Here is a 21,612-nt window from a genome sequence, read left to right on the forward strand (position 1 = left end):
GCGTTAACTAGAATTGCCAGGGCCATTTTCCCACCCAGCAATGACAATCAAACTATCGCGACCATACCCAATAGACCTGACTAGACTTTGAATGTTACATCTTGAGTGACACTTTTCCATAATTGCTTCAATCGCTTTTCTGATACCGGCGACCGCGTGCCAATATTTTGAGCAAACAGAGAAATGCGGAATTCCTCTAGCTGCCAGCGATAATCTCTAAGGGCTGGATGGGAAGCAAGTTCATCGGGCGCTTTTAGTAAAAAGTCACTCAACTGGCTTTGCAATGGCTCTAAGACAAGGGTGCACTGACGATCTCGCTGATAGTGGCCATCCAGTTTTGCAAGGCGCTGCAAAACCCCCTTCAAATATCGAGGATATTGACTCAGCTCTTCACCATTTAACGCTGTTATAAAACCGTCGAAAAACAAGCCGTCAAGCTGCTTATTTACGTCGTTAATACTGTGAATCCAGCTCAGCGAGTTCAGCTTTTTCAAAGCCCGCCGAATATCGGAATAATGACCCAATATTTCCGTGAGCATTTCCGCATAGCGCTCAGCGTCTGCGGTAAAACTTGCACGCCCCGCTTGCCACAGTTTGTCGAAGTGGGCTTCTGTTTCAGGTAAGTTGTCAGGATCTATCGCAAAACTTTGTCGAGCTGCGGCTATTAAACTGTCTTCGAGCCATTTCTTTTTATCTTCACCCACAGCGGCGAATTGCAATTGCACCGCGTTATGTCGAAACAAACTCGCCCGCAATAATTTTGTCTGTTGAGACAGTCGCAACAATAGTAGTCTCAGCACCCCGTAAAGGCTCTTCTGTTTTGCGTCCTGCGCCGACTCTGCCAACTCTAAAACAACATTGTCGCCGTCATCCCGCAGACACGGATATGCCGTCAATGTTGCGCCGCCGCGTTTAAACTCATGACGTGTTTCTAAGCGCCCAAAATTCCAATCTTGAAGTACTTTACTGTTAAAACTGCCACTGCTTTCTTCCGCAATACCCTGCTGAACTTGATCGGCAAGTTGGGTATTTAACAGTCTTAAATCACGCCCCTGTGCCAATAGTTTTCCGGTATTGTCCAGCACACGAACATTCATTAAGTAGTAATCGTCAATGCGATTGGCAGCCCACTCATTAATATCGATCCGCAAACCGCTCAAGCGCAACAAGGCTGTGGCAAGCTGAGCAAGCAGCCCCTGTTCGCCCACATTAAGCATCGGCATAGCGCGATCAACATAGTCCGGCACCGGCACCAACTGCTTGCGCTGTGCCTTTGGCAGGGTTTTTACCAGGGCAATGCACTTTTCTCGCAACAAACCCGGCACCAGCCATTCGAGTCGCCCCGCTGGCAACCGCGCTAAATTCCCCAACGGCACCGATACACTGACACCGTCGGCGGGGTGACCTGGCTCGAAGTGATAGCTAAGCGCGAAGCTAATGCCGCCACATATTAAGGTATCTGGAAATTGCTGTTCGGTGACATCACCACCGCCGTGGCGCATCAATTCGCCGCGAGTCAAATAAAGCGTGTTTGGAGGAGCCGTTGCTTTTAGCCAGTGCTCAAGGTGTTTGGCTGTGACGATACCCGCCGGAATACGCTCGTCGTAAAACCGAAATAGCTCATCATCAGACACCAATATATCTCGACGACGAGCCTTGTCTTCTATCTCCGCAATATCAGCGATTAGCGCTTTGTTATGTTTATAAAAATCAGCGCGGCCTTGGTATCGACCTTCGACTAATGCTTGCCGAATAAGAATTTCGCGGCTTTCTTCAGGTGCGATCGGGCCGTAGTGAACACGCTTTTTATCGCGAATGACCAAGCCGTATAACGCGGTTTGTTCGAAGGCCATAACGCGGCCGCTGCGAGCCTGCCAATGTGGCTCTGAGTAACTGCGCTTAAGCAGACTATCATTGACACCAAACACCCACTCGGGATCAATTTTTGCGACACAGCGCGCATACAATTGGCTTGTTTCGGCTAACTCCGCCGCCACGATCCATTTTGGCGGCTTTTTGAATAATCCCGAGCCAGGAAAAATATGTAACTTTCGATTGCGTGCACCGGTGAATTCACGATTCTCGTCCTTGGTCGCTAGTTGACCGAGGAAACCAGGTAACAAGGCGCGGTGAATACTCTCAAAACCGGCGGCTTCTTTATTCTGCTTTAAGCCTAACTGCCGACACATCAGGGTTAGCTGATGATGCACTTCTCGCCACTCACGCATTCTCGTCCACGACAGAAATTCACGCTGACAAAGCTTTCGCCACTGATTTGCCGACAGCGCCTGACGCTGTTCCTCTGCGTAATCCCACAGCGCCACAAAGGCGGCAAAATCTGAATCCTCCTGCCAGAAGCGACGATGCTTCTCATCCGAAGCCTGCTGCTTATCGGCGGGGCGCTCACGAGGGTCTTGAATACTCAAAGCACTTGCAATTACCAGCATTTCGCGAAGACACGAAGCGTCTGCAGCTGCCAATAGAAGACGGCCAATACGCGGATCAACGGGAAAACTCCCAAGCTGTTCACCAAGTTTTGTTAAGCGCCCCTCATCAACCGCGCCCAGCTCTGCCAGCAGCGCAAAGCCGTCGTTGACAAACTTTTTATCCGGCGCGTCAACGAAGGGGAAATCTGAAATATCGCCCAACTTCAACTGCAGCATTTGTAAAATAACAGCCGCTAAATTTGTACGTTGAATTTCCGGCTCGGTGTACTCTGGCCGGCTCAAATAGTCGGCTTCACTGTAAAGGCGATACGCAATACCCGGCGCAACGCGACCACAACGACCCGCTCGTTGATTGGCGCTGGCCTGCGAAATGGCCTCTATCGGCAGACGCTGCACTTTGCTGCGCACACTGTAACGACTGACCCTCGCTGTACCCGCGTCTATAACGTAACGAATCCCGGGCACGGTGAGCGAGGTTTCTGCCACGTTGGTGGCCAATATCACCCGCCACCCGCGCCGTCCCCGCAAATCAAATATCCGTTGTTGTTCTGTGCCACTTAAGCGCGAATACAGCGGTAATATCTCTGCCCCCGGCAATTCGGCGCGTTTGAGGTGGCGGGTTAACTCGCGAATATCCCGTTCACCGCTAAGAAATACCAGCGTGTCACCGTGACGCTGAGCGCCCTCAGCCATCAGTTCCCGAAGCACCAACTCCACTGCTTCGGCCAAATCATTGTCGGCACTCAGCTCCTCCTGAGGTCGATAGCGATACTCCACCGGATAGCTGCGACCAGACACTTCAATAATAGGAGCATCATTGAAGTGCGCGGAAAAGCGCTGCACATCAATTGTCGCGGAGGTAATGATGAGCTTTAAATCAGGCCGCTTCGGTAAAAGCGTTTTTAAGTAACCCAATAAAAAGTCAATGTTCAGACTACGTTCGTGGGCCTCATCAATAATAATGGTGTCGTATTGACTGAGAAATCGGTCGCGCTGGATAGCAGCCAGCAAAATACCGTCAGTCATTACCTTAATATAGCTATTCGGCGAGGCTACTTCTTGAAAGCGAATTTGAAAAGCAACGCCTTCGCCGAGCTGGGTGTTGAGTTCTTCTGCTAAACGCTGAGCCACCGCCCTCGCCGCCAAACGTCGGGGCTGAGTGTGGGCAATTAAGCCCGCAACACCACGTCCCATCTCTAGGCAAATTTTCGGTATTTGAGTCGTTTTACCCGACCCCGTTTCCCCGGCGAGTACCACGACCTGATGCTCGCTAATTGCCTTGCGAATATCATCCAGCCGCTGCGCAACGGGCAGATCCTGAGGATAGACAATTTTAGGTAGGTTATCTTGGCGCGCCTTCCGCCTAAGTACGGACGCGTTAATACGCTGAGCCAGCGCGAGCAATTTATCGCCAATGTCAGTGTTTTCTCGATCTTGCTTGGCGAGCTGACGACACTGCCTCGCGAATGCAAACTGATCGCCCAACATACAATCGTCAACACTGGCCAGTAGTGAGGCCACGGTAATTTCTGACATACATTCCAAATAAATAAAAAAGGCGCCATCAGGCGCCTTTTTGCAATGAGCTGAAAATTTAATCAGCCTTGGCGAGCTTGGCAAGCTCCTCGTCTCGAAGTGAACGACGCAAAACCTTACCAACATTGGTTTTAGGTAATTCATCGCGAACTTCTATATAACGCGGCATTTTATAGCCGGTTAAGCGTTCACGCAAAAATGCTTTCAGCTCATCCTTATCAATGTCGCCATTTTTAGCAGCAACAAAGATTTTTACCGCTTCGCCTGACTTCTCATCAGGTACACCAATTGCTGCGCACTCTGCGATATTGGGATGGCCACTCAGCACATCTTCAATTTCATTGGGGTAAACATTAAAGCCAGAAACGATAATCATGTCTTTCATGCGATCAACGATCCGCATATAACCGTCTTCCTGCACAACCGCAACATCACCGGTATGCAACCAGCCATTTTTAATGGTCTTATCAGTTTCATCCTGGCGCTGCCAATAGCCCATCATCACCTGCGGGCCTCGCACGCAAAGCTCACCCCGCTCACCGATTCCCACGTCTTCACCACCCTCGGTGACGATACGAATCTCGGTGCCTGGCAGGGCAATCCCGATAGTGCCGATTTGATTGGCGCCACCTGGGTTAATTGATACCACCGGCGAGGTTTCAGTTAAGCCGTAGCCTTCGTAAACCTGCGCCCCAGTCATCTCCATCCACTCTTTCGCCGCACCCGCAGTTAATGCCATACCACCTGACAACGTGGCTTTGACTGAGGAGAAATCGAGTGTTTTAAATTCAGGGTGATTACAAAGCTGAACGAAAAGCGTATTGATACCGCTCATGCCGCTCCAGCGCCAGCGCTTCATTTCTTTAATCACACTGCCCAAGTCACGCGGATTTGGAATAAGCACCGCGTGATTACCCTGCATCATGACGCAGAATGACAACATAAAAGAGTAAATATGGTAAAGCGGCAGCGGTGACAAAAAGGTTTCTGTCGCCTCTTTCAAGCCATAGCTTTCAAATAGCTGCTTACTTTGCAGGACATTGGCCATTAGATTGCGATGACTGATCATGGCGCCTTTAGACACACCAGTTGTACCGCCGGTGTACTGCAATAAAGCGACGTCTTCTGCACCCGGTGCAGAAGGAGTGTATTTGCCGCCTTTACCCAAGGACAACGCCTTTCGGTATGAAATCTGATTTTTAAAGCTAAAATCAGGCACCATTTTCTTAACACGCTTAACTACGACGTTAATTAATGGCCGCTTAAGGCCGGTGTGCAGATCAGCTATTTCAGTGACAATCACCGTTTCTACTGGTGTCTCTGGGACAACCGCCGCAGCTGCCTCGGCAACGTTTGCCAAAACAACCAGCGCTTTCGCACCTGAGTCATTCAATTGATGTTTTAGTTCGCGCTCGCTATAAAGTGGGTTGGTGTTAACCACGATCAGGCCCGCGCGGATTGCGCCAAAAAGCGCGACTGGATATTGGATAATGTTTGGCATTTGCAAGGCAATACGGTCACCGGTCTTCAGGTTGGTATGGTTCTGAAGGTATGACGCGAATTGGGCAGATAAGATATCTAGTTCGCGATAGGTAATAGTTTTACCCATACACGATATAACCGGGTGGTCCGCAAATGTTGTTGCACAGTAGGCAAACATGTCCACCAGATTAGCGTACTGCGCAAGATCAACACTGCTTGGCACATTTGCGTTTTTCCGCGCCGCACTTATTGCTGCTGCGATTTCTTCCATTGCTGCTGACAAAGTCGTCCCCTCGTAAGGCCTTTTTGTTATTAAGACAGGGTCAGATGACAGGCACTCTGACCACGCCTACTAAAGGTGGCAAGCTATCGATATTTGTACTCACTGTCAACACTAGTGCACTTTGCGAGCGGCTTTGTGATGTTCCCCTAGCTTATCCCTCAACGCTAGCGGGTTCAGCTACACGATATTGCTCAGGATCAATAAACATGAGCTGCAAGACCAGCTCACCACTTCGCCGCAGATCCGCGGCCAAAACCAGCGCATTAAGATGACCATCGATATGGCTTATAGCTGGAATATTAAATACAAGTTGCTGGCCGCTATCATCGCTCATCACAATTGGCTCTGATTTAGCCTGTATCACCTTGACCAACTCGGCGCACAACATCTGCAACTGCAGTTTAAACGCACTGAAATTTAAGTGACCGCGAAACTCTTCAGGCATTAACTGCAATCTAACCCGCACTGTAGATTTATCCGGCATCTCCATTTTGGTCAAAAACAGCTCCCGACCGGCCTCTAGCTCCTTAAAATAACGTTTCGCCTCGGTGCGGCCCACATCTAACAAGCAGGTCTTAAATAAATTTACTGAAATTGTCAGTACGCTCGATGTATCCATATTCACTTTCATAAAATGACTATCCAATATTAATATTTTCAGAGGGCTGGCTAACTACCCTATTATTTTAAGACCTCAACGCCTAGCCGATAAAACCTCAATACCAACGCTATGCCCTGGATCTAAGAATTTCAATATCCACTAGGCGATGACAGGCTGCTTCAGTGCGCACCCTGCTGGGCTGCAACCACGGCGGGGTATCGCAACACGCCAATTCAGCCATGTGGCAACGCGGCGCGAATCGGCATCCCCTATCGGTCGCCAGCGGCGCTCGATTGGCAATAGTCTGAGCCGGTAGCGACTTGTTTAGTATTCGGCCCTTTGGGTTTCCATCTAAATGTGCCGCGAGCAATCGCACCGTATAGGGATGACGAGGTGCCTCAAACACGGCGGCTGTTGGCCCAATCTCTACAATTTCGCCAAGATACATAACTGCCGTGCGCGTGGCTAAAAATCTTACAACAGCTAGATCGTGGGCGATAAACAGCATGGCGGTATTGTGCTCACGCTGCAATTCCTGCAATAAATTAATAATCTGCGCCTGCACTGAGACATCCAGTGCCGATACCGGCTCATCGCAAATCACCAACTTTGGTTCGGTAATAAACGCCCGAGCAATACCTATACGCTGGCGCTGACCGCCAGATAACTCATGGGGATAACGCTCCCCCGCGGATTGCGGTAAACCAACACGATCTAGCCAGTAGGCTGCTTTATCCCGCGCGGCCTGACCATGAATACCAAGGCTCCAAAGCGGCTCCTGCAAACTCGCTAAAATCGTCATCCGCGGATTTAAACTTGCATAGCTATCTTGAAACACCATTTGAACCTGGGTCGCCATCTCGCGATAGTCATGACGACGATAGGAATGGGGCATGTCTTTGCCATCAATATAAATTTTGCCTGCACTACGGGACTGCAAACCTGCGATCATTCGCCCCAGAGTAGACTTGCCAGAGCCACTTTCACCAACAAGTCCTAACACCTCACCCGCTGTAATTTGCAGGTTAATGCCATCAACCGCCGCCAATAAATTAGCGCCACTTTTAAAGTGGCAGCGCAATTGGCGAATATCCACCAGCGGCGCGGTCATAACTTTCCTCCCAACAGTGAAACAGCTTCGGCCTCGCGCCAGCGCTCTGGGTGATCTTTATGCCACAACCAGCAGCGTGCAAGATGGTCTTCACCACAGGACATCAGTGGCGGTGACTCTTCACAAATCGCCATGCGCTTCGAACACCGCGCGGCAAAACCGCAGCCACTCGGCGGCTGACGCAAATCAGGCGGGGTGCCTGCTATTGCCTCCAAAGGCTTAGGGTTCTCCAAACTCGGAACGGCCCGCTTTAGAGCTTGGGTATAAGGATGGGCCTCCCGACTAAACACATCGTGCAGCGAACCTGACTCAACGGTTTGACCGGCGTACATCACTGACACCGAGTCTGCGATCTCGGCAACGACGCCGAGATCGTGGGTAATAAACAACATGGCAGTGCCGCTTGACTCCCGCATCTCCTGTAACAAAGACAAAACCTCTGCTTGCACGGTAACGTCGAGGGCGGTGGTAGGCTCATCGGCGATAAGGAGTTCTGGCTCACACACAACCGCCATCGCGATCATTGCCCGCTGCAACATACCGCCAGAAAACTCAAAGGGATATTGTTCTGCCCGCTGCGCCGGGTTGGCAATAGCCAAGCGTTCAAGCAAGGCGATTGCGCGCATTTTTGCTTCTCGTCGCGACAGGCCTTTGTGAATCCGCAATGGCTCGGCTATCTGCGCACCGATGGTTTGCGTCGGGTCTAAAGCCGTCATCGGGTTTTGGAAAATCATCGCGATTTGATTTCCCTGCAACTGACGCCATTCACGCTCCTTGATTTGCGTCATATCGCGGCCAGCAAACCACCATTCTTCAGCACTGATTTTTGCTGCGTTTGGCATGAGTCCCAGCAAGGTCATCGCCGTCACCGACTTGCCGCAGCCCGATTCACCAACCAACGCTCTGCACTCCCCCGCCTCCAAGCTCAGAGACACATCGCGAACCGCTTTTACTGGACCGATACTAACCTGCAGTGACCTTAACTTGAGTAAGCTCATGCGCGCACCACCCCCGAGCGTCGATCAGTGGCATCGCGCAGGGCATCGCCCAATATATTAAAGGCCAGCACCGACAGACTGATGAATATGGCCGGAAGGATGAGTTGGCGAGGATGCGACAACAGCGTTTTGATACCTTCATTGCATAGCGCTCCCCAAGAAGTGGTCGGCGGCGACACCCCCATACCGATAAATGACAAAAATGCCTCGGTAAATATTGCCTGCGGAATCGCAAAGCTAAATGCCACTAATATCATCGGCAATACATTGGGCAACATATGACGGAGGATTATACGAGAGGTGCTGACGCCAGCGATGCGCGAGGCCTCTACAAACGGCTGGCTGCGCAGCGCCAATACCTGCCCGCGTATCAATCTCGCGCTACCCGGCCAACTTAACACCAACATCGCAACAATAAGTGGCATGATGCCGTTTTCGCCAGGGCCGATGCCAAACGCAACGCGGAATAAAATCATAAATAATAAAAACGGCAGTGCCACCACAAAGTCGACGAAACGCATGGCGAGCTGATCTACCCAGCCTCCCATCAACCCAGCAATCGCACCAAAAATACAACCGAAAGTAATAAAAAGTAAGGGAGCCACCACACCAACAAACAGCGATGTGCGGCCACCCGCCATCAAGCGGGCCAATATATCGCGCCCTAGCGCGTCGGTACCCAGCGGATGCCCCGGTATTTCAACCCACTGAGTTTTGTTATTCGTCACCGGAATTAAGCCCTGTAACTGGGCCTCAAAAACTGACATTGCCGCTTCCGGCCTGACCTCTCTCGACAGTAGTAAGAGTCCGGTATCGGCATCGGCAATAGTGTAGCGATACACTTCGCTACTCAGCTGCAGACGATCTTGATAATAACTGTCTGCGGTCTCGGTGATCGCCAAGCCAAGTCCGGGTTTGTCAGCGTCACCGCGATATACGCGATAGCGCTCTATACCCGCCAATTTCGGCCACTGCAGCCTTACATACTCGGTATTCGCTGCGTGAACTTTTAAACCGCTTGGCGCATCTGCTTTTTTAGAGGGCCGCCACGCACCGTTGTCCGATACAATCCGCACCGATCGAGCGCGACTCGCTCCTTCCGATATCTGCGACAGCCACTGCTGCGACGGGCTTTGACGCCATAGCGACGGTCCGACAGTGACAAACAACAGTAAAAAAATCACCATCAATCCCGACAAAATAACAGTGGGATTGGCCATGCTCGGCAGTGGAATAGGCGCAACCGCTTCCAAATCGTCTGCGGCGCCCCATGTTTTAGGAGCAAAACGGAATACTGAGATTGCCATTAGTACGACGGCCTCATGCTCTGCCTCGGTGTAAACGAATACGCGGATCAATTAAGCCATAGCTAATATCAACCAATACCACCACCAGCACCAGGAAGGCGCCGTAAAACACGGTCGTTCCCATGATGACGGTGTAGTCCAACTGCTGAACGGCTTGCACAAAATATCGTCCCAAACCCGGTATGGCGAAAATCAATTCCACCACAAAGCCACCGGTCGTAATTGCGGCGATAGTTGGGCCCAACTCGGTCACCACCGGCAATACCGCATTTCTCAGCTGATGGTGCCAAAACAAACGCCAACCATGAACGCCCTTGGCTTTTGCCGCAATATTGTAATCTGCGCTGAGCACCTCCAACATTGAGGCGCGCATAATTCTGCTCAAATACGCCATTGTGCCCAAACCTAGCACCAGAGCTGGCACCCAAATTTGGCTCACACTACCCCAACCAGCAACGGGCAATAAGGTTTTACCCGCGGCATTATTCATTGCCACAATGACCAGTTGCGCCAAGCCAGCAATAACAAAACCCGGCACCGAAATAGCGGCAATAACAGCAACCATCACCAAGCGATCTGGCCAACGATTTCGGCAGTAGGCCGCTACTGAACCCGCCGCCACCCCACCCACCAGCGCAATTAATACGGCGGCGATACCCAAGGTCGCCGAAATAGGAAAGTGCTTACTGATAATGTCGTTTACCCGCCGATTTTCCTGGGTAAAGGAAATCCCAAAATCGCCGTGCAACATATTGCTCATAAACAAGCGGTATTGCTCAAATAGTGGCTTATCCAAACCATAGCGCGCTTCTAGCTGCGCGCGTACCGCTGGCGACATCGCCTTTTCTTGGGTAAGCGGATCTCCCGGCACCGCATGCATGGCAAAAAACGTCGCGGTGGCGATAAACCAAATCGTAATCACCCCCGACAACAGTCTTCTGGCAATAAAACTCAGCATAATTATTGCTCAATCCATGCGTAGCGAAAATTCGGGTCACCACCGAAGATAGAGCGTCGAACACCTTTTAACCGCGGGTTCTGAACATACAGGGCGCCATTTTCATAGGTGGGTAAAATGGGCACATCCTCTACTACTATGCGTTGAATTTGCGCCATGGCATTAAAACGCGTCTTCGCATCATTGCTCGATTGTGCCAATCGAATCCAGCGATCATAGAGTGGATTATCATAACGTCCACGATTATTGTCATTCCAGGAGGTGAATAGATCGGCGAAGGTCATAATATCGTCGTAATCTGGACCCCACGCGGCCACGACAATATCAAAATCGCCACGGCGCATTTTTTCAAGTCGCTGCTTAAACACCTGCTGGTCAATACGGAGCTCCAAGCCTAAGCCCTTTTTAAATAAATACTGGTAGTATTCCGCTTCTTGCAAGGCTCTTGGACTATCTCCCGCCAACATCACTAGCGGCGGCCACGACTCTAAACCCAACTCAGCCTTAGCCCGCTTTAAATACTTGCGCGCCTCGGCAATATCGGCGTCGACACGCATGACCGGATACTCTTCGCGAAAGGGTTTTTCACTACCTTTAACGGTGACAGGAAAAAGTGAATACGCTGGCTTAACACCCGGCAAACCGATGATTTTATTGACCAGCAAGTCTGGGTCGATTAATCGCTGAACCGCTTTTCTAAACGCGCGATTGCTGCTAATACGTCCTTCGCGAAAATTAAACTCGAGAAAATATAGGGAGCCGGTGTGAAAATACTCAATATTAAAACCACGTTCGACAGCCTCATCCAGCAAGCCCGTATCCAATGGCGCAATGGCAATTTGTTGATCGCGAAATAAATTAAACTGGGCGCTGGGGTCGGCCGTAATATAAGGCATATCTATTTCGTGTATTTTGACGCCATCTTTCTGCCAATAATGGCCATTTTTACGTAATCTAAGATGAGCTCCGTGTACCCATTTATCTAATACATAAGCGCCATTAACCACCAGCTTGTCACTATCAGCGGCGTAGCGCCCGCCCCAGTGCGCAACGACGTCTTCCCTCAACGGTAAAAACGTCATAAAGGCAGCTAAGCTAAGAAAGTAGGGACAGGGCTTAGCAAACTCCACCCGCAGTTCATGATCGGACACCGCAGAAACACCCAACTCCGTCGCCGCTAGCTGTCCACCGTTAACTGCTTCTGCATTTTTAATGGGATAGAAGATAAACGCATACTGCGACGCGGTACTGGGTTTAAGGGCGTGGCGCCAGGCAAACACAAAATCATGGGCCGTCACCGGCTTACCGTCGCTCCAGCGCGCCGAATCACGCAACCAAAACGTGGCGCCATCAGCATCTAGTTGCCAGCGCTCTGCAACACCCGCTGCCAACTCACCATCGGATCCGTAAACCAATAGACCCTCCATCAAATGCGACAATACAAAACTGGCTATGGTATCTGTCGCCACGGCGCTATTTAGGGTTGGCGGCTCAGTCGCTAAGGCGAGAGTCACTTTACTTTTCTGGGCGTCAACCGCCTGCGCCTGCGCCTGGGACAAGAGGCCAACAGATAATACAAAAATCGCCAAGAATTGAAGGGCAACAGCCGGCACTATCAAAAATCGACTCGCGGAGGTTTTAGCCATTTTCACTGCTACAATACGCTCCCCGGCAATACTGAATTTATATACACAATGGCTAAGAGCTCGCACCCCAACCCCTATTTTCTTGAGGCCGCCAGTATCGATTGGGGAACTGATGGTGTCCCCCGGGCCGATACTTACGGCGATATTTATTTCAGTCAGGAAAGCGGCATCCATGAAAGCCGCCATGTTTTTTTATTTCACAATCAGTTAGCTGAACGCTGGGAAGCTCTGGACACACAGCAAAGTGGAAGGTTTACCATCATTGAAACCGGCTTTGGCACTGGTTTAAACTTCTTACTCGCTTGGCAGCTTTGGCAATCCTTAGCGCCGTCCAACTGGCAACTCCACTTTATTTCCGTCGAAAAACATCCTTTGCATCCAGCTGACTTACGTAGAGCGCATGCATACTGGCCAGAATTGACTCATTTGGCCTCTATACTACAGCACAATTATCCGCCGCTGTTACCAGGTCAGCACCGAAGAATGTTGAATAGTGCACAAGTTTGCCTAGATTTGCTGTTCGGTGACGCACTTGAGTGTCTGCCGGCACTACTAGACTCGCCGAGCGCATCAAGCTCACGATCACAAAGCTCGCCGCTAGATCGACCACCTTGCGTCGACGCGTGGTTCCTGGACGGCTTCTCGCCCGCGAGCAATCCTGACATGTGGCATGACACCTTGTTTAGCTGTATGGGGGCGCTCAGCGACACGGGCACTACATTCGCTACATTCACATCGGCGGGCTTTGTTAAACGCGGACTGCGTGGGCAAGGCTTTGCGATCGAGAAAGTCACCGGCTACGGTCGCAAACGGGAAATGTTGCGCGGCACATTTAAAAATCAAAGCGACGCCGACGCGCCAAAACCCGAATATGTTGCGGTACCGTGGCACCGTCCGTCCGCTTCATCAGCGGTAAATAGCGCAATAGTCATCGGCGCAGGTCTGGCGGGCTGCAGCACAGCCCGTGCTTTAGCCCAGCGCGGCATAAAAGTCACAGTCATTGAACGCAATACACCGGCAAGTGGGGCATCAGGTAACCCGCAAGGCGTGCTATATACCAAACTATCACCTGCCCCTGGCGATTTAAACCAATTCACCCTGACTAGTTTTCTGTATGCCTTGGCTCATTATCGCGAGCGGCTCGCCAGCGGTGTCATCGACGGTGAGCTCTGCGGTGTTTTGCAGCTCACGAACTCAAAGAAAGACGCCGTACACTTTGATCAGCTGAAAAACCTACTCGCCGACCAAGATTGGTTGCAGTTTTTAAGCGGAGATGAGCTGGAAAAGATCAGTGGTATCTCCTTAAGCGGCCAAGCTTTTTATTATCCAAATGCGGGCTGGCTCGCGCCACCAAGTGTCTGCAACGCCGACTTGGATCATCCCAATATTCGCCTTATCACCCACTGTAAAGGTGTTTCACTTTCAAACAATGAAAATGGGCAATGGTGTGTATTGGATGACGAAGGGCAAATCATAGTCGACGCGGATGCGGTTATAGTCGCCAACAGCAACGACGCGCTGCAATTTTCCCAAACTCAACACCTGCCGATCAAACCTATTCGCGGCCAACTAAGCTACCTAAACGAGTCTGATTTAACACAAATTCCCCAGTGCGTGATTTGCCACGAGGGATATTTGGCCCCACCCGTAGCAGGTAAATTATGTATTGGCGCCAGCTTTACTCTGAGGGACTCGAACACCGCGCTCAGGGAATCTGATCATGACTCAAATCTCGCCCAACTAAAGGCAATCTCACCTAATTTATTAAAAAGCACGGCTAGCGCCCATGACGGCCGTGCCTCACTGCGTTGCAGCAGCTCAGACTATCTCCCCATCGTCGGGGCCGCACCTATCGTGGCAGACTATGCCAAGAACTATGCTGCATTGGGCAAAGACGCTCGCCTATGTATTGATACCGCCGCGAGCAATTACCCCAGGCTGTATATCAATATAGCTCACGGATCGCGCGGGCTAACGTCTACCCCAGTGTGCGCAGAGTTGCTGGCTAGCTATATATGCGGAGAGGTGCGCCCTCTGCCTCGCCATTTGTGTGAAGCGCTATCACCCGCACGATTTACCATGCGCAAAATCATTCGCAATCAAAAAATCTAGACTGGCATTCTGATCTGCGCTTAATTTCCACTTAAGGTCTGCGGCGGGATTTGCACTAAAGCTACGAGCTAAAGCCGATTTATGGCAGACTCAAACAAACTGATTTCGGTCGGCGCTCCACCACCTTTTGAGATAACACGTGAACAAATTCGTAAACCAGACCAGATCATATTGCCGCCGCATCGCTAAGATGGCGAGACACGGTAGCGTGGGCGTGGCACTTATCGTGTTTTCGCTGATTTTGTCCAGCCGCGCGTTTCCCGACTTGGCTTACGAACTAATCAACACCTATCCGCATCAACCCGCCCTATTTACTCAAGGGCTAGAGTTGTACCAAGGGAAGCTTTACGAAAGCAGCGGCCTTTACGGTCACTCTAAAATTATCGCTCGTAATTTCCCACCAGCTGCTAACGGCAGCATCCGCGGCTCAGCCCTGCCAGACACTGTTTTTGCTGAGGGTATTACCCAATACCGCGGCAAGCTATATATGCTGACCTGGCGCACAGGACGCGGCCTAATTATCGATCCCCAGCATTTTAAATTACTCGGGGTGTTTCCCTACGAAGGTGAAGGCTGGGGACTCTGCGCCAGTATCGTCAAGGGCCGCGCCGATCACTTCGTCATGAGCAATGGCAGCAGCGAGTTACAATGGTTAGCTGCCGATACAATGACCTTGATTAACACCCTCACCGTTACAGAAAACAATTCACCGGTAACTAAACTAAACGAGCTCGAATGTGTGGGCGACTACGTCATTGCCAATCAATGGCACAGCAATTATCTATTTATCATCGATGGTCGCGATGGCAAGGTGCTTAGCAAGCTAGATCTATCAGAACTCGTCGACGCCGCCAACAAAACCAGCCCACTAGCCCCCGAGGCGGTGTTAAACGGCGTTGCCTACGACGCCAGAGACAATAGCTGGCTAGTGACCGGCAAGCTTTGGCCAAACATATTCCGCATAAGATTCGAGCTGCCCGCCCTGCCCGCACACCTTGCCAACTAAACCTTGTTCGTATTCAAAACAGCCTAGTCGCGCTGATGCAATTCACGCCCACAGAGCCTAGAATACCAACAGTATTTACTTCTTCGCCAAATATACGGATGACGCATGACTCAAGTCGACACCGCAGCAGCAACAACAGCAGCAAACCCAAAGGCATATCCCAGCTTTGAATTAATCAGCAACGAAAATGTACCCGCACTTGGAGTGTGCATTGCTGAGTACCGTCACAGCAAAACAGGCGCCAGCCACTATCACATCGCCAGCGACAATCCAGAAAACGTGTTTCTCGTGGCGCTGCGCACCGTGCCAAAAGACTCCAGCGGCGTTGCCCATATTTTGGAACACACCGCCCTTTGCGGCAGCGAAAAATATCCGGTTCGCGACCCGTTTTTTATGATGATTCGCCGTTCCTTAAACAGCTTTATGAACGCATTTACCAGCTCTGACTGGACGGCCTACCCCTTCGCCAGTAGCAATCGCAAAGATTTTGAAAATCTGCTGCAAGTGTATTTAGACGCCGTCTTTTTCTCTCGTTTGCACCCACTAGACTTTGCCCAAGAGGGACATCGACTGGAATTTAAAGACCCTGCAGATCCAAATTCCGAGTTAGAATTTAAAGGCGTGGTTTTCAATGAAATGAAAGGCGCCATGAGTTCAGTACCCAGCCAACTCTGGCATACACTCTGTAAGTATTTATTTCCAAGCACTACTTACCACTACAACAGCGGTGGTGACCCCGAGGCCATACCAGACCTTAGCTACGATCAACTAAAGGCTTTCTATCAAAGCCACTATCACCCAAGCAATGCTATTTTTATGACCTTTGGTGATATTCCCGCCTCAGAACACCAGGCGCGCTTTGAAGATTTAGCACTGCATCGCTTTGAGGCACTCGACACCCATATCGCGGTTGGCGATGAAAAGCGTTACCACGCTCCGGTGCGCGTTCAAGAAAGCTACCCATTGCCACCGTCTGAAGACACAGACAAAAAGACTCATATCGTTGTAGCCTGGTTAATGGGCAAAAGCACCGAGCTGGAGACCCAGTTAGAAGCGCAATTACTTGCCGGTGTACTGCTCGACAATAGCGCCAGCCCACTCATGCACGCATTGGAAACCACCTCGCTTGGCAGCGCGCCGTCGCCAATGTGTGGGCTAGAGGACTCGATGCGTGAGATGGTGTTGGCCTGCGGTGTTGAAGGTAGCAACGTAGAACACACCGACGAGGTTCAGAACCTTATTCTTGAGACCTTAAAAAATGTCGCTGAAAATGGGATTCCCAAAGAGGATGTCGATGCCGTTTTGCATCAGCTAGAGCTGCGCCAGCGCGAAATCGGTGGTGACGGCTATCCATATGGCCTGCAATTAATATTAACCGCCTTGGGCAGCGCAACGCATCGCGGCAAGCCGATTGAATTACTCAATTTGGACCCCGCGCTACAGGCGATAAGAAATAAAACTGCCAACCCAGACTACATTAAACAACTTGCCCAAAATCTGTTGGACAACCCTCACCGAGTGACCTTGGTGATGAGTCCCGACCAAAACATTCAAGCGCGGGCAGAAAAAGCAGAAACAGATCGCCTAACAGCGATCAAAAACGGGCTTAGCGACGCTCAAAAGCAAGCCATCATCGATCAAGCAGCCGCCCTGGCTGAGCGTCAAACGATGGAAGAAGACGAGTCCATCTTGCCAAAAGTCACCCTTGACGACGTGCCGCTAGACACTCCAGCCCTGCACTTTGACACCGCGCAATTCGGCAACTTACCGTACACACAATATGGTCGCGGCACCAATGGGCTGGTTTATCAGCAATTACTTGTGAGCTTGCCGGCACTGACCGAAGACGAGCTTTCGCTACTTTCCATTTACACTCTTGTCGCGACCGAGCTTGGCCTTGGCACGCAAAGTTACCTTCAAGTTCAGGCGCGCCAGTCGCAGGTTTGCGGCGGCATCAGCTCCTATACCACTATGCGCGGCGGCATTAACAATGAACAGGAAACACAAGCTTTCTTAGTGCTGTCTTCCAAAGCGCTACTTCGTAATGCCGCGGATCAATCCCAGTTGATGCGCGACACCTTTGAGCAATTGCGTTTTGACGAGCACGACCGACTAAAAGAACTCATTGCCCAGCTTAAAGGGCGCCGCGAATCAGCCGTCACCGGCAATGGCCATAGCTTAGCAATGAGTGCAGCCAGTGCGGCGATGAGCCCGATTGCCAAGGTTAATGAAGATTTAGGCGGCTTGAGCGGGATTCGGCAACTCAAGCTACTCGCCAAACGCATCGAAGATAAGACCTCGCTGGCGAACCTTGCAAATGAGCTAGCGGCAATACACCAGAAAATGCTTTCCAGTAATAAACAATTGCTGATTATTGCCGAAAACGACCAGCTGCAAAGTTTATGTGCCGACATCGGCCCGATTTGGCAGGATTTCAATGCCGTCGCCAGCGAAGGGTTTGAGCTACCGGCCTTACGAGGGATCAATAAAGAGTTCTGGCTCGCCAACTCACAAGTCAACTTCTGCGCCAAAGCCTACCCGACCGTAGCCTCTGGCCACCCGGACGCCCCAGTACTCAGCGTATTTGCAGTGTATTTACGCAATGGCTTCTTACACCGTGCAATCCGCGAACAAGGCGGCGCCTATGGCGGCGGCGCTTCGCAGGACTCGAACATAGCCGCATTCCGGTTTTACTCCTACCGAGACCCGCGCTTGCAAGAAACCTTGAACGATTTCGATAAATCGATCACGTGGATGCTCACTACGCCCGTTTCGGCGCAGGGATTGGAAGAAGCCATTCTCGGTGTTGTTGGTAGTATCGACAAACCCGGCTCGCCCGCAGGCGAAGCCAAGCAAGATTATCACAGCAATATTTTTGGTCGTACGATCGCCGAACGCCGTCAATTCCGCCAGCGTGTCCTCGCTGTATCCGCGGAGGACTTACTGCGCGTTTGCGAAACGTATTTTACAAATGCAGAAGCGAGCATTGCGATTGTCAGCAACGAAACCAAAGCAGATGCACTGTCTGACTGGATAGCGCAAGAAGGCTTAAGCATTCAAAGGCTGTAAAAGATTAAATTGGAACAGACTTTAGCTAGCCCCAGCAAGCGGGCTAGCTATTTAGACAAAAAGATATGCCGAACAAGATCTTATTTAGCTGGCGTTTTCGCCGCCTGAAGCGCGTCTGAACGTATTTTATTATAAGCGCGCTTTTGCTCTTTATTTAACACCGCGTAGAACTTGCGCTGTGTATCAAGTAGCGCCTTAGTATGCGCCGCCGAAAGCCGCCCTGCCTCTCGACTTAAACGCGCGACACCCGCCTCGTCCAACCTTGCCAAATTAACGCGGCGAATGCTCTCCTGCGCAGCGACGAGACCGTCGCGAATAACAACTGCTTCCTTGGCATAATTTTCAAGCAAGGTTCGAATCTGCCCTTGCTGGCCTTGCGAAAGATTCAATTTCTCGCTTAAAACATCTAACCGCGCGCCGCCAAATGCAGCGTCATTCGCTAAAGCTGGTGAAATGGCAACGCCGCTCAAAACAGCACTTAATAACATGATAAAGCTAAATTTCTTCATTACTTCCCCACTAAACTAACAACAGTATTATCTAAACATAGTAATCGCAAAAAGCCCCAAATGCACAGCGCTGATATTACGTATACGTCGCCAATACCTGCTCAATTACTGTTCACTGAAACAGATAAAGCGAGGAACTGCCATCCCCTGCCCCTATCGGGATCCACATACACTCGGGCTATGAGTCGCACTGTACTCCGTCAAAAACGATTAGATTTGTCGGACGTCTGACGCTAAAGGCTTTCGCTTGGGTTTCGTCGGATGTCGGGAGTCTGATGCCAAAGACGTTCGCTGCCGCTCACCTGGATACTCGGTCGTGGCCGAGTATGACGATGCAGGGAGATACCACGGTCATCACCGACCACACTACAAACCGTCATCCCCGACCCCGATCGGGGATCCAAATACCTCGGCCTCTGGCCTGCTCTGAATTTAAGTAGAAACTCATCAGTTTCGATCATCGAGAAGCCTTAACTCGACCAAGCATGATTCAATTTTTCGCGACCAATGGTAGCGATATTTTATTCGGCCATGAAAAACCAGGGCTTCGTGAATTCAATACGACGGGGCTTTTAATAATGCAGGCACTACGAAAAAATCAAAACAACTCACGAATATGGTCAAAGGCAAAGCCTTTATACTGCATATAGCGCTGACACTTAGCCCGCAGCTTAGCGTCAGACATATCTTGTCCCGCATATTTTTTCTCAAATAATTGCTGCGCCACCGTCACCCAATCTACATCTTGGTTCGAAAATGTGTCTTCAACCACGTTTTCAGCCACACCGCGCTGGCGCAGTTCCGCGCGAATATACTGGGGGCCGTACCCTGCATTTACCCGCAAGCGCATAAAGGAGTCAGCAAAGCGACTATCTGACTGTAAGCCATCTATTATCAACTGATCTAACACCGAGTTTATTTCCGTGCTTTCAGGAAATCGCTGTGTCAATTTTTGGTGTAACTCATGTCGCGAGTATTCGCGTCTAGCGAGAAAATCCATCGCTTTAATTCGAATAGCCTTGATTACACTTGCAGACAAAACGTGCTCCACGTCACAAAAAACCCGAAAAACATCACAAAACCCTATAAAACCTGCTATTTCCCTTAAGTCGGCTTCGGCAACTACTTATTTCATTAAATCTGTGTAAAGACCAAAGTAAGCACCAAGGCCGAGAGGGAAAACCTGCGCTGTTCGGTCCTCTTATATTAATCACGGAGAATGAATCATGTTAAACAAAATTACTAGCAAACTGAACAATCTGAAAAAAGACGAGAGCGGCGCCAGCGCTATTGAATACTCAGTCATGGCTGCATTGCTTGTTATCATCATCGTTTACGGCATCAGCTTACTGGGTGGCGGTGAAGACGGCACCAAGGGTATCGAGAAAGCGTTCACCAACGTTCAGACTGAACTCGAAAAATAAGTCGAGCTTATTGTGTTAATGCCAGCACTTTGTATCCTTTCAGTTATCGCTTATGTTGACTGGAAGTATAGGCGGATACCAAATAGCTTGCTGTTGATACTCGTGGGATGGGCGGTATGCTTTGCCGCCTTATCCCATGATATTAGCCTAACGGTCATTTGCATAAATATCGGTATTGGTCTGGCAATAACACTACCGGGATATGTTAAAGGCATAGTCGGTGGCGGTGACTTGAAGCTCATGTTAGCGATATCCCCTCTATGGACACCTATTCAACTACTTTGGATTTTTTCTATCGGAGTAGTTAGCTTGCTGTTATTAATGTCTTTCGCATATTTTTTTGCAAGGATGCCATTAATAACAGCGCGCTATCCAAATGTGATCACCACAAGGACGAAGCCATTTCATCGCGGCGTTCCACTTGGAAGTGCAATCGCAATCGGCGCGATCTTTGTGTCATTTATCACTTAAATCAATATATCATTCACTAATCTACGCATGGAGCACGACAATGGTAAACCGCAATTTTTATCGCTCATTTTTGCAGCGGCAAAAAGGTGCCGTTGCCATTGAGTTCGTTTTTATCTTCCCTGTTCTCTTCATAATTTGCTACGCAATCATCGTTTATGGCTTGGCATTCCTATTAGTTCAGAACTTCACGTATTCAAGCGAGGAGGTTTTGCGAGCCGCACTGGTGTGCGAAGATTGCGAGACCCCCGAAGACTGGGAAACAGAGATAAACACCATAGCAAATATCCGCCTCAAGAAAGATGATGCGGATGGGCTACTTATCTACTCTCCAGACTCCCTTGTATGGAGCAGCGACTGCCGAGACGCCTCTGTACCGGAAGATGGCGAACCAGCGCTTGACGGTATTATATGTGAAGTTACGGTATCAGCAGCGCCGCTGCTAGACGGAATCAGCATGCCGGGCTTTGGGAAACTGCCTACCTTACCCGACCAACTAAGCGGTAAAGCTAGCTTGTTGTTTTAACAGGATGGAACACGAACGCAACAGCATTCGTAGCACCTCATGCAAAAGCAGCAAGCTTCATACGTAACAGCCACAATAGCATCACTATGACACAGTACTTAAGATTCGTTTTAAAGACAGTGGTAATAA

General features: G+C 50.3%; 16 protein-coding genes. 6 read left to right on the top strand and 10 right to left on the bottom strand.

From position 1 onward, the window contains the following. Positions 1-80 precede the first annotated feature (80 nt). From hrpA to KXJ70_RS01715, 8 genes are all read right to left on the bottom strand, one after another. Entirely contained in the window at positions 81-3,983 is a 3,903-nt protein-coding gene (gene hrpA / locus KXJ70_RS01680; protein ID WP_219041723.1) for an ATP-dependent RNA helicase HrpA, read from the bottom strand. 58 nt (positions 3,984-4,041) lie between these two features. Further along, positions 4,042-5,748: an AMP-binding protein gene (locus KXJ70_RS01685; protein WP_369409739.1), complete on the bottom strand. Its 1,707-nt coding sequence runs from the start codon at positions 5,746-5,748 to the stop codon at positions 4,042-4,044. A 151-nt stretch (positions 5,749-5,899) separates the two neighbouring features. Then, positions 5,900-6,367 carry a hypothetical protein gene (locus tag KXJ70_RS01690; protein WP_219041724.1) on the bottom strand — a complete coding sequence of 156 codons (468 nt, stop codon included), beginning with the start codon at positions 6,365-6,367 and terminating at the stop codon, positions 5,900-5,902. 109 nt (positions 6,368-6,476) lie between these two features. Beyond that, positions 6,477-7,460 carry an oligopeptide/dipeptide ABC transporter ATP-binding protein gene (locus KXJ70_RS01695; protein WP_219041725.1) on the bottom strand — a complete coding sequence of 328 codons (984 nt, stop codon included), beginning with the start codon at positions 7,458-7,460 and terminating at the stop codon, positions 6,477-6,479. Beyond that, positions 7,457-8,458, bottom strand: a complete 1,002-nt coding sequence (locus KXJ70_RS01700; protein WP_219041726.1) for an ABC transporter ATP-binding protein — start codon at positions 8,456-8,458, stop codon at positions 7,457-7,459. Before KXJ70_RS01700 ends, KXJ70_RS01695 begins: the two co-directional genes overlap by 4 nt. After that, complete coding sequence (locus tag KXJ70_RS01705; protein ID WP_219041727.1) at positions 8,455-9,765, bottom strand: ABC transporter permease; 1,311 nt, start codon at positions 9,763-9,765, stop codon at positions 8,455-8,457. Before KXJ70_RS01705 ends, KXJ70_RS01700 begins: the two co-directional genes overlap by 4 nt. A 13-nt stretch (positions 9,766-9,778) precedes the next feature. Next, positions 9,779-10,723, bottom strand: a complete 945-nt coding sequence (locus tag KXJ70_RS01710; RefSeq protein WP_219041728.1) for an ABC transporter permease — start codon at positions 10,721-10,723, stop codon at positions 9,779-9,781. Positions 10,724-10,725: 2 nt separating this feature from the next. Beyond that, on the bottom strand, positions 10,726-12,369 hold the full coding sequence (locus tag KXJ70_RS01715; RefSeq protein WP_219041729.1) for a peptide ABC transporter substrate-binding protein: 1,644 nt from the start codon (positions 12,367-12,369) through the stop codon (positions 10,726-10,728). 48 nt (positions 12,370-12,417) lie between these two features. Between KXJ70_RS01715 and mnmC the strand changes: the two genes are divergently transcribed. The 3 genes from mnmC (at position 12,418) to KXJ70_RS01730 (ending at position 18,556) form a co-directional block, all read left to right on the top strand. Further along, entirely contained in the window at positions 12,418-14,481 is a 2,064-nt protein-coding gene (mnmC, locus tag KXJ70_RS01720) for a bifunctional tRNA (5-methylaminomethyl-2-thiouridine)(34)-methyltransferase MnmC2/FAD-dependent 5-carboxymethylaminomethyl-2-thiouridine(34) oxidoreductase MnmC1 (protein ID WP_219041730.1), read from the top strand. A 139-nt stretch (positions 14,482-14,620) separates the two neighbouring features. Continuing rightward, complete coding sequence (locus tag KXJ70_RS01725) at positions 14,621-15,487, top strand: glutaminyl-peptide cyclotransferase (protein WP_219041731.1); 867 nt, start codon at positions 14,621-14,623, stop codon at positions 15,485-15,487. A gap of 105 nt (positions 15,488-15,592) precedes the next feature. Next, a complete protein-coding gene (locus KXJ70_RS01730) occupies positions 15,593-18,556 on the top strand; it encodes an insulinase family protein (RefSeq protein WP_219041732.1) in 2,964 nt (987 codons plus the stop codon). Between the two features lie 80 nt (positions 18,557-18,636). Here KXJ70_RS01730 and KXJ70_RS01735 read toward each other — a convergent pair whose 3' ends face one another. Beyond that, positions 18,637-19,065, bottom strand: coding sequence for a Spy/CpxP family protein refolding chaperone (locus KXJ70_RS01735; RefSeq protein ID WP_219041733.1), 429 nt, complete (start codon positions 19,063-19,065; stop codon positions 18,637-18,639). A gap of 598 nt (positions 19,066-19,663) precedes the next feature. Then, complete coding sequence (locus tag KXJ70_RS01740) at positions 19,664-20,104, bottom strand: regulatory protein RecX (RefSeq protein WP_219041734.1); 441 nt, start codon at positions 20,102-20,104, stop codon at positions 19,664-19,666. Positions 20,105-20,291: 187 nt separating this feature from the next. Here KXJ70_RS01740 and KXJ70_RS01745 point away from each other — a divergent pair, with 187 nt between their 5' ends. The 3 genes from KXJ70_RS01745 to KXJ70_RS01755 are packed head-to-tail and all read left to right on the top strand — an operon-like array spanning position 20,292 to position 21,483. Beyond that, positions 20,292-20,489 carry a Flp family type IVb pilin gene (locus tag KXJ70_RS01745; protein ID WP_219041735.1) on the top strand — a complete coding sequence of 66 codons (198 nt, stop codon included), beginning with the start codon at positions 20,292-20,294 and terminating at the stop codon, positions 20,487-20,489. An 18-nt stretch (positions 20,490-20,507) separates the two neighbouring features. Next, entirely contained in the window at positions 20,508-20,960 is a 453-nt protein-coding gene (locus KXJ70_RS19495; RefSeq protein WP_369409757.1) for a prepilin peptidase, read from the top strand. Between the two features lie 40 nt (positions 20,961-21,000). After that, positions 21,001-21,483 (top strand): TadE/TadG family type IV pilus assembly protein, encoded by a 483-nt coding sequence (locus KXJ70_RS01755; RefSeq protein WP_219041737.1) that lies wholly within the window; start codon positions 21,001-21,003, stop codon positions 21,481-21,483. Positions 21,484-21,612 lie beyond the last annotated feature (129 nt).

It is taken from the genome of Zhongshania aquimaris (genome assembly GCF_019312595.1).
GTDB classification, from domain to species: Bacteria; Pseudomonadota; Gammaproteobacteria; order Pseudomonadales; family Spongiibacteraceae; genus Spongiibacter; species Spongiibacter aquimaris.

What these genes read in the sequence shown, in the direction of transcription:
- KXJ70_RS01730 (WP_219041732.1), top strand. Translation starts at nt 15,593, where the DNA reads ATGACTCAAGTCGACACCGCAGCAGCAACAACAGCAGCAAACCCAAAG.
- KXJ70_RS01705 (WP_219041727.1), bottom strand. Translation starts at nt 9,765, where the DNA reads ATGGCAATCTCAGTATTCCGTTTTGCTCCTAAAACATGGGGCGCCGCA.
- KXJ70_RS01715 (WP_219041729.1), bottom strand. Translation starts at nt 12,369, where the DNA reads ATGGCTAAAACCTCCGCGAGTCGATTTTTGATAGTGCCGGCTGTTGCC.
- hrpA (WP_219041723.1), bottom strand. Translation starts at nt 3,983, where the DNA reads ATGTCAGAAATTACCGTGGCCTCACTACTGGCCAGTGTTGACGATTGT.
- KXJ70_RS01690 (WP_219041724.1), bottom strand. Translation starts at nt 6,367, where the DNA reads ATGGATACATCGAGCGTACTGACAATTTCAGTAAATTTATTTAAGACC.
- mnmC (WP_219041730.1), top strand. Translation starts at nt 12,418, where the DNA reads ATGGCTAAGAGCTCGCACCCCAACCCCTATTTTCTTGAGGCCGCCAGT.
- KXJ70_RS01700 (WP_219041726.1), bottom strand. Translation starts at nt 8,458, where the DNA reads ATGAGCTTACTCAAGTTAAGGTCACTGCAGGTTAGTATCGGTCCAGTA.
- KXJ70_RS19495 (WP_369409757.1), top strand. Translation starts at nt 20,508, where the DNA reads ATGCCAGCACTTTGTATCCTTTCAGTTATCGCTTATGTTGACTGGAAG.
- KXJ70_RS01735 (WP_219041733.1), bottom strand. Translation starts at nt 19,065, where the DNA reads ATGAAGAAATTTAGCTTTATCATGTTATTAAGTGCTGTTTTGAGCGGC.
- KXJ70_RS01745 (WP_219041735.1), top strand. Translation starts at nt 20,292, where the DNA reads ATGTTAAACAAAATTACTAGCAAACTGAACAATCTGAAAAAAGACGAG.
- KXJ70_RS01755 (WP_219041737.1), top strand. Translation starts at nt 21,001, where the DNA reads ATGGTAAACCGCAATTTTTATCGCTCATTTTTGCAGCGGCAAAAAGGT.
- KXJ70_RS01695 (WP_219041725.1), bottom strand. Translation starts at nt 7,460, where the DNA reads ATGACCGCGCCGCTGGTGGATATTCGCCAATTGCGCTGCCACTTTAAA.
- KXJ70_RS01710 (WP_219041728.1), bottom strand. Translation starts at nt 10,723, where the DNA reads ATGCTGAGTTTTATTGCCAGAAGACTGTTGTCGGGGGTGATTACGATT.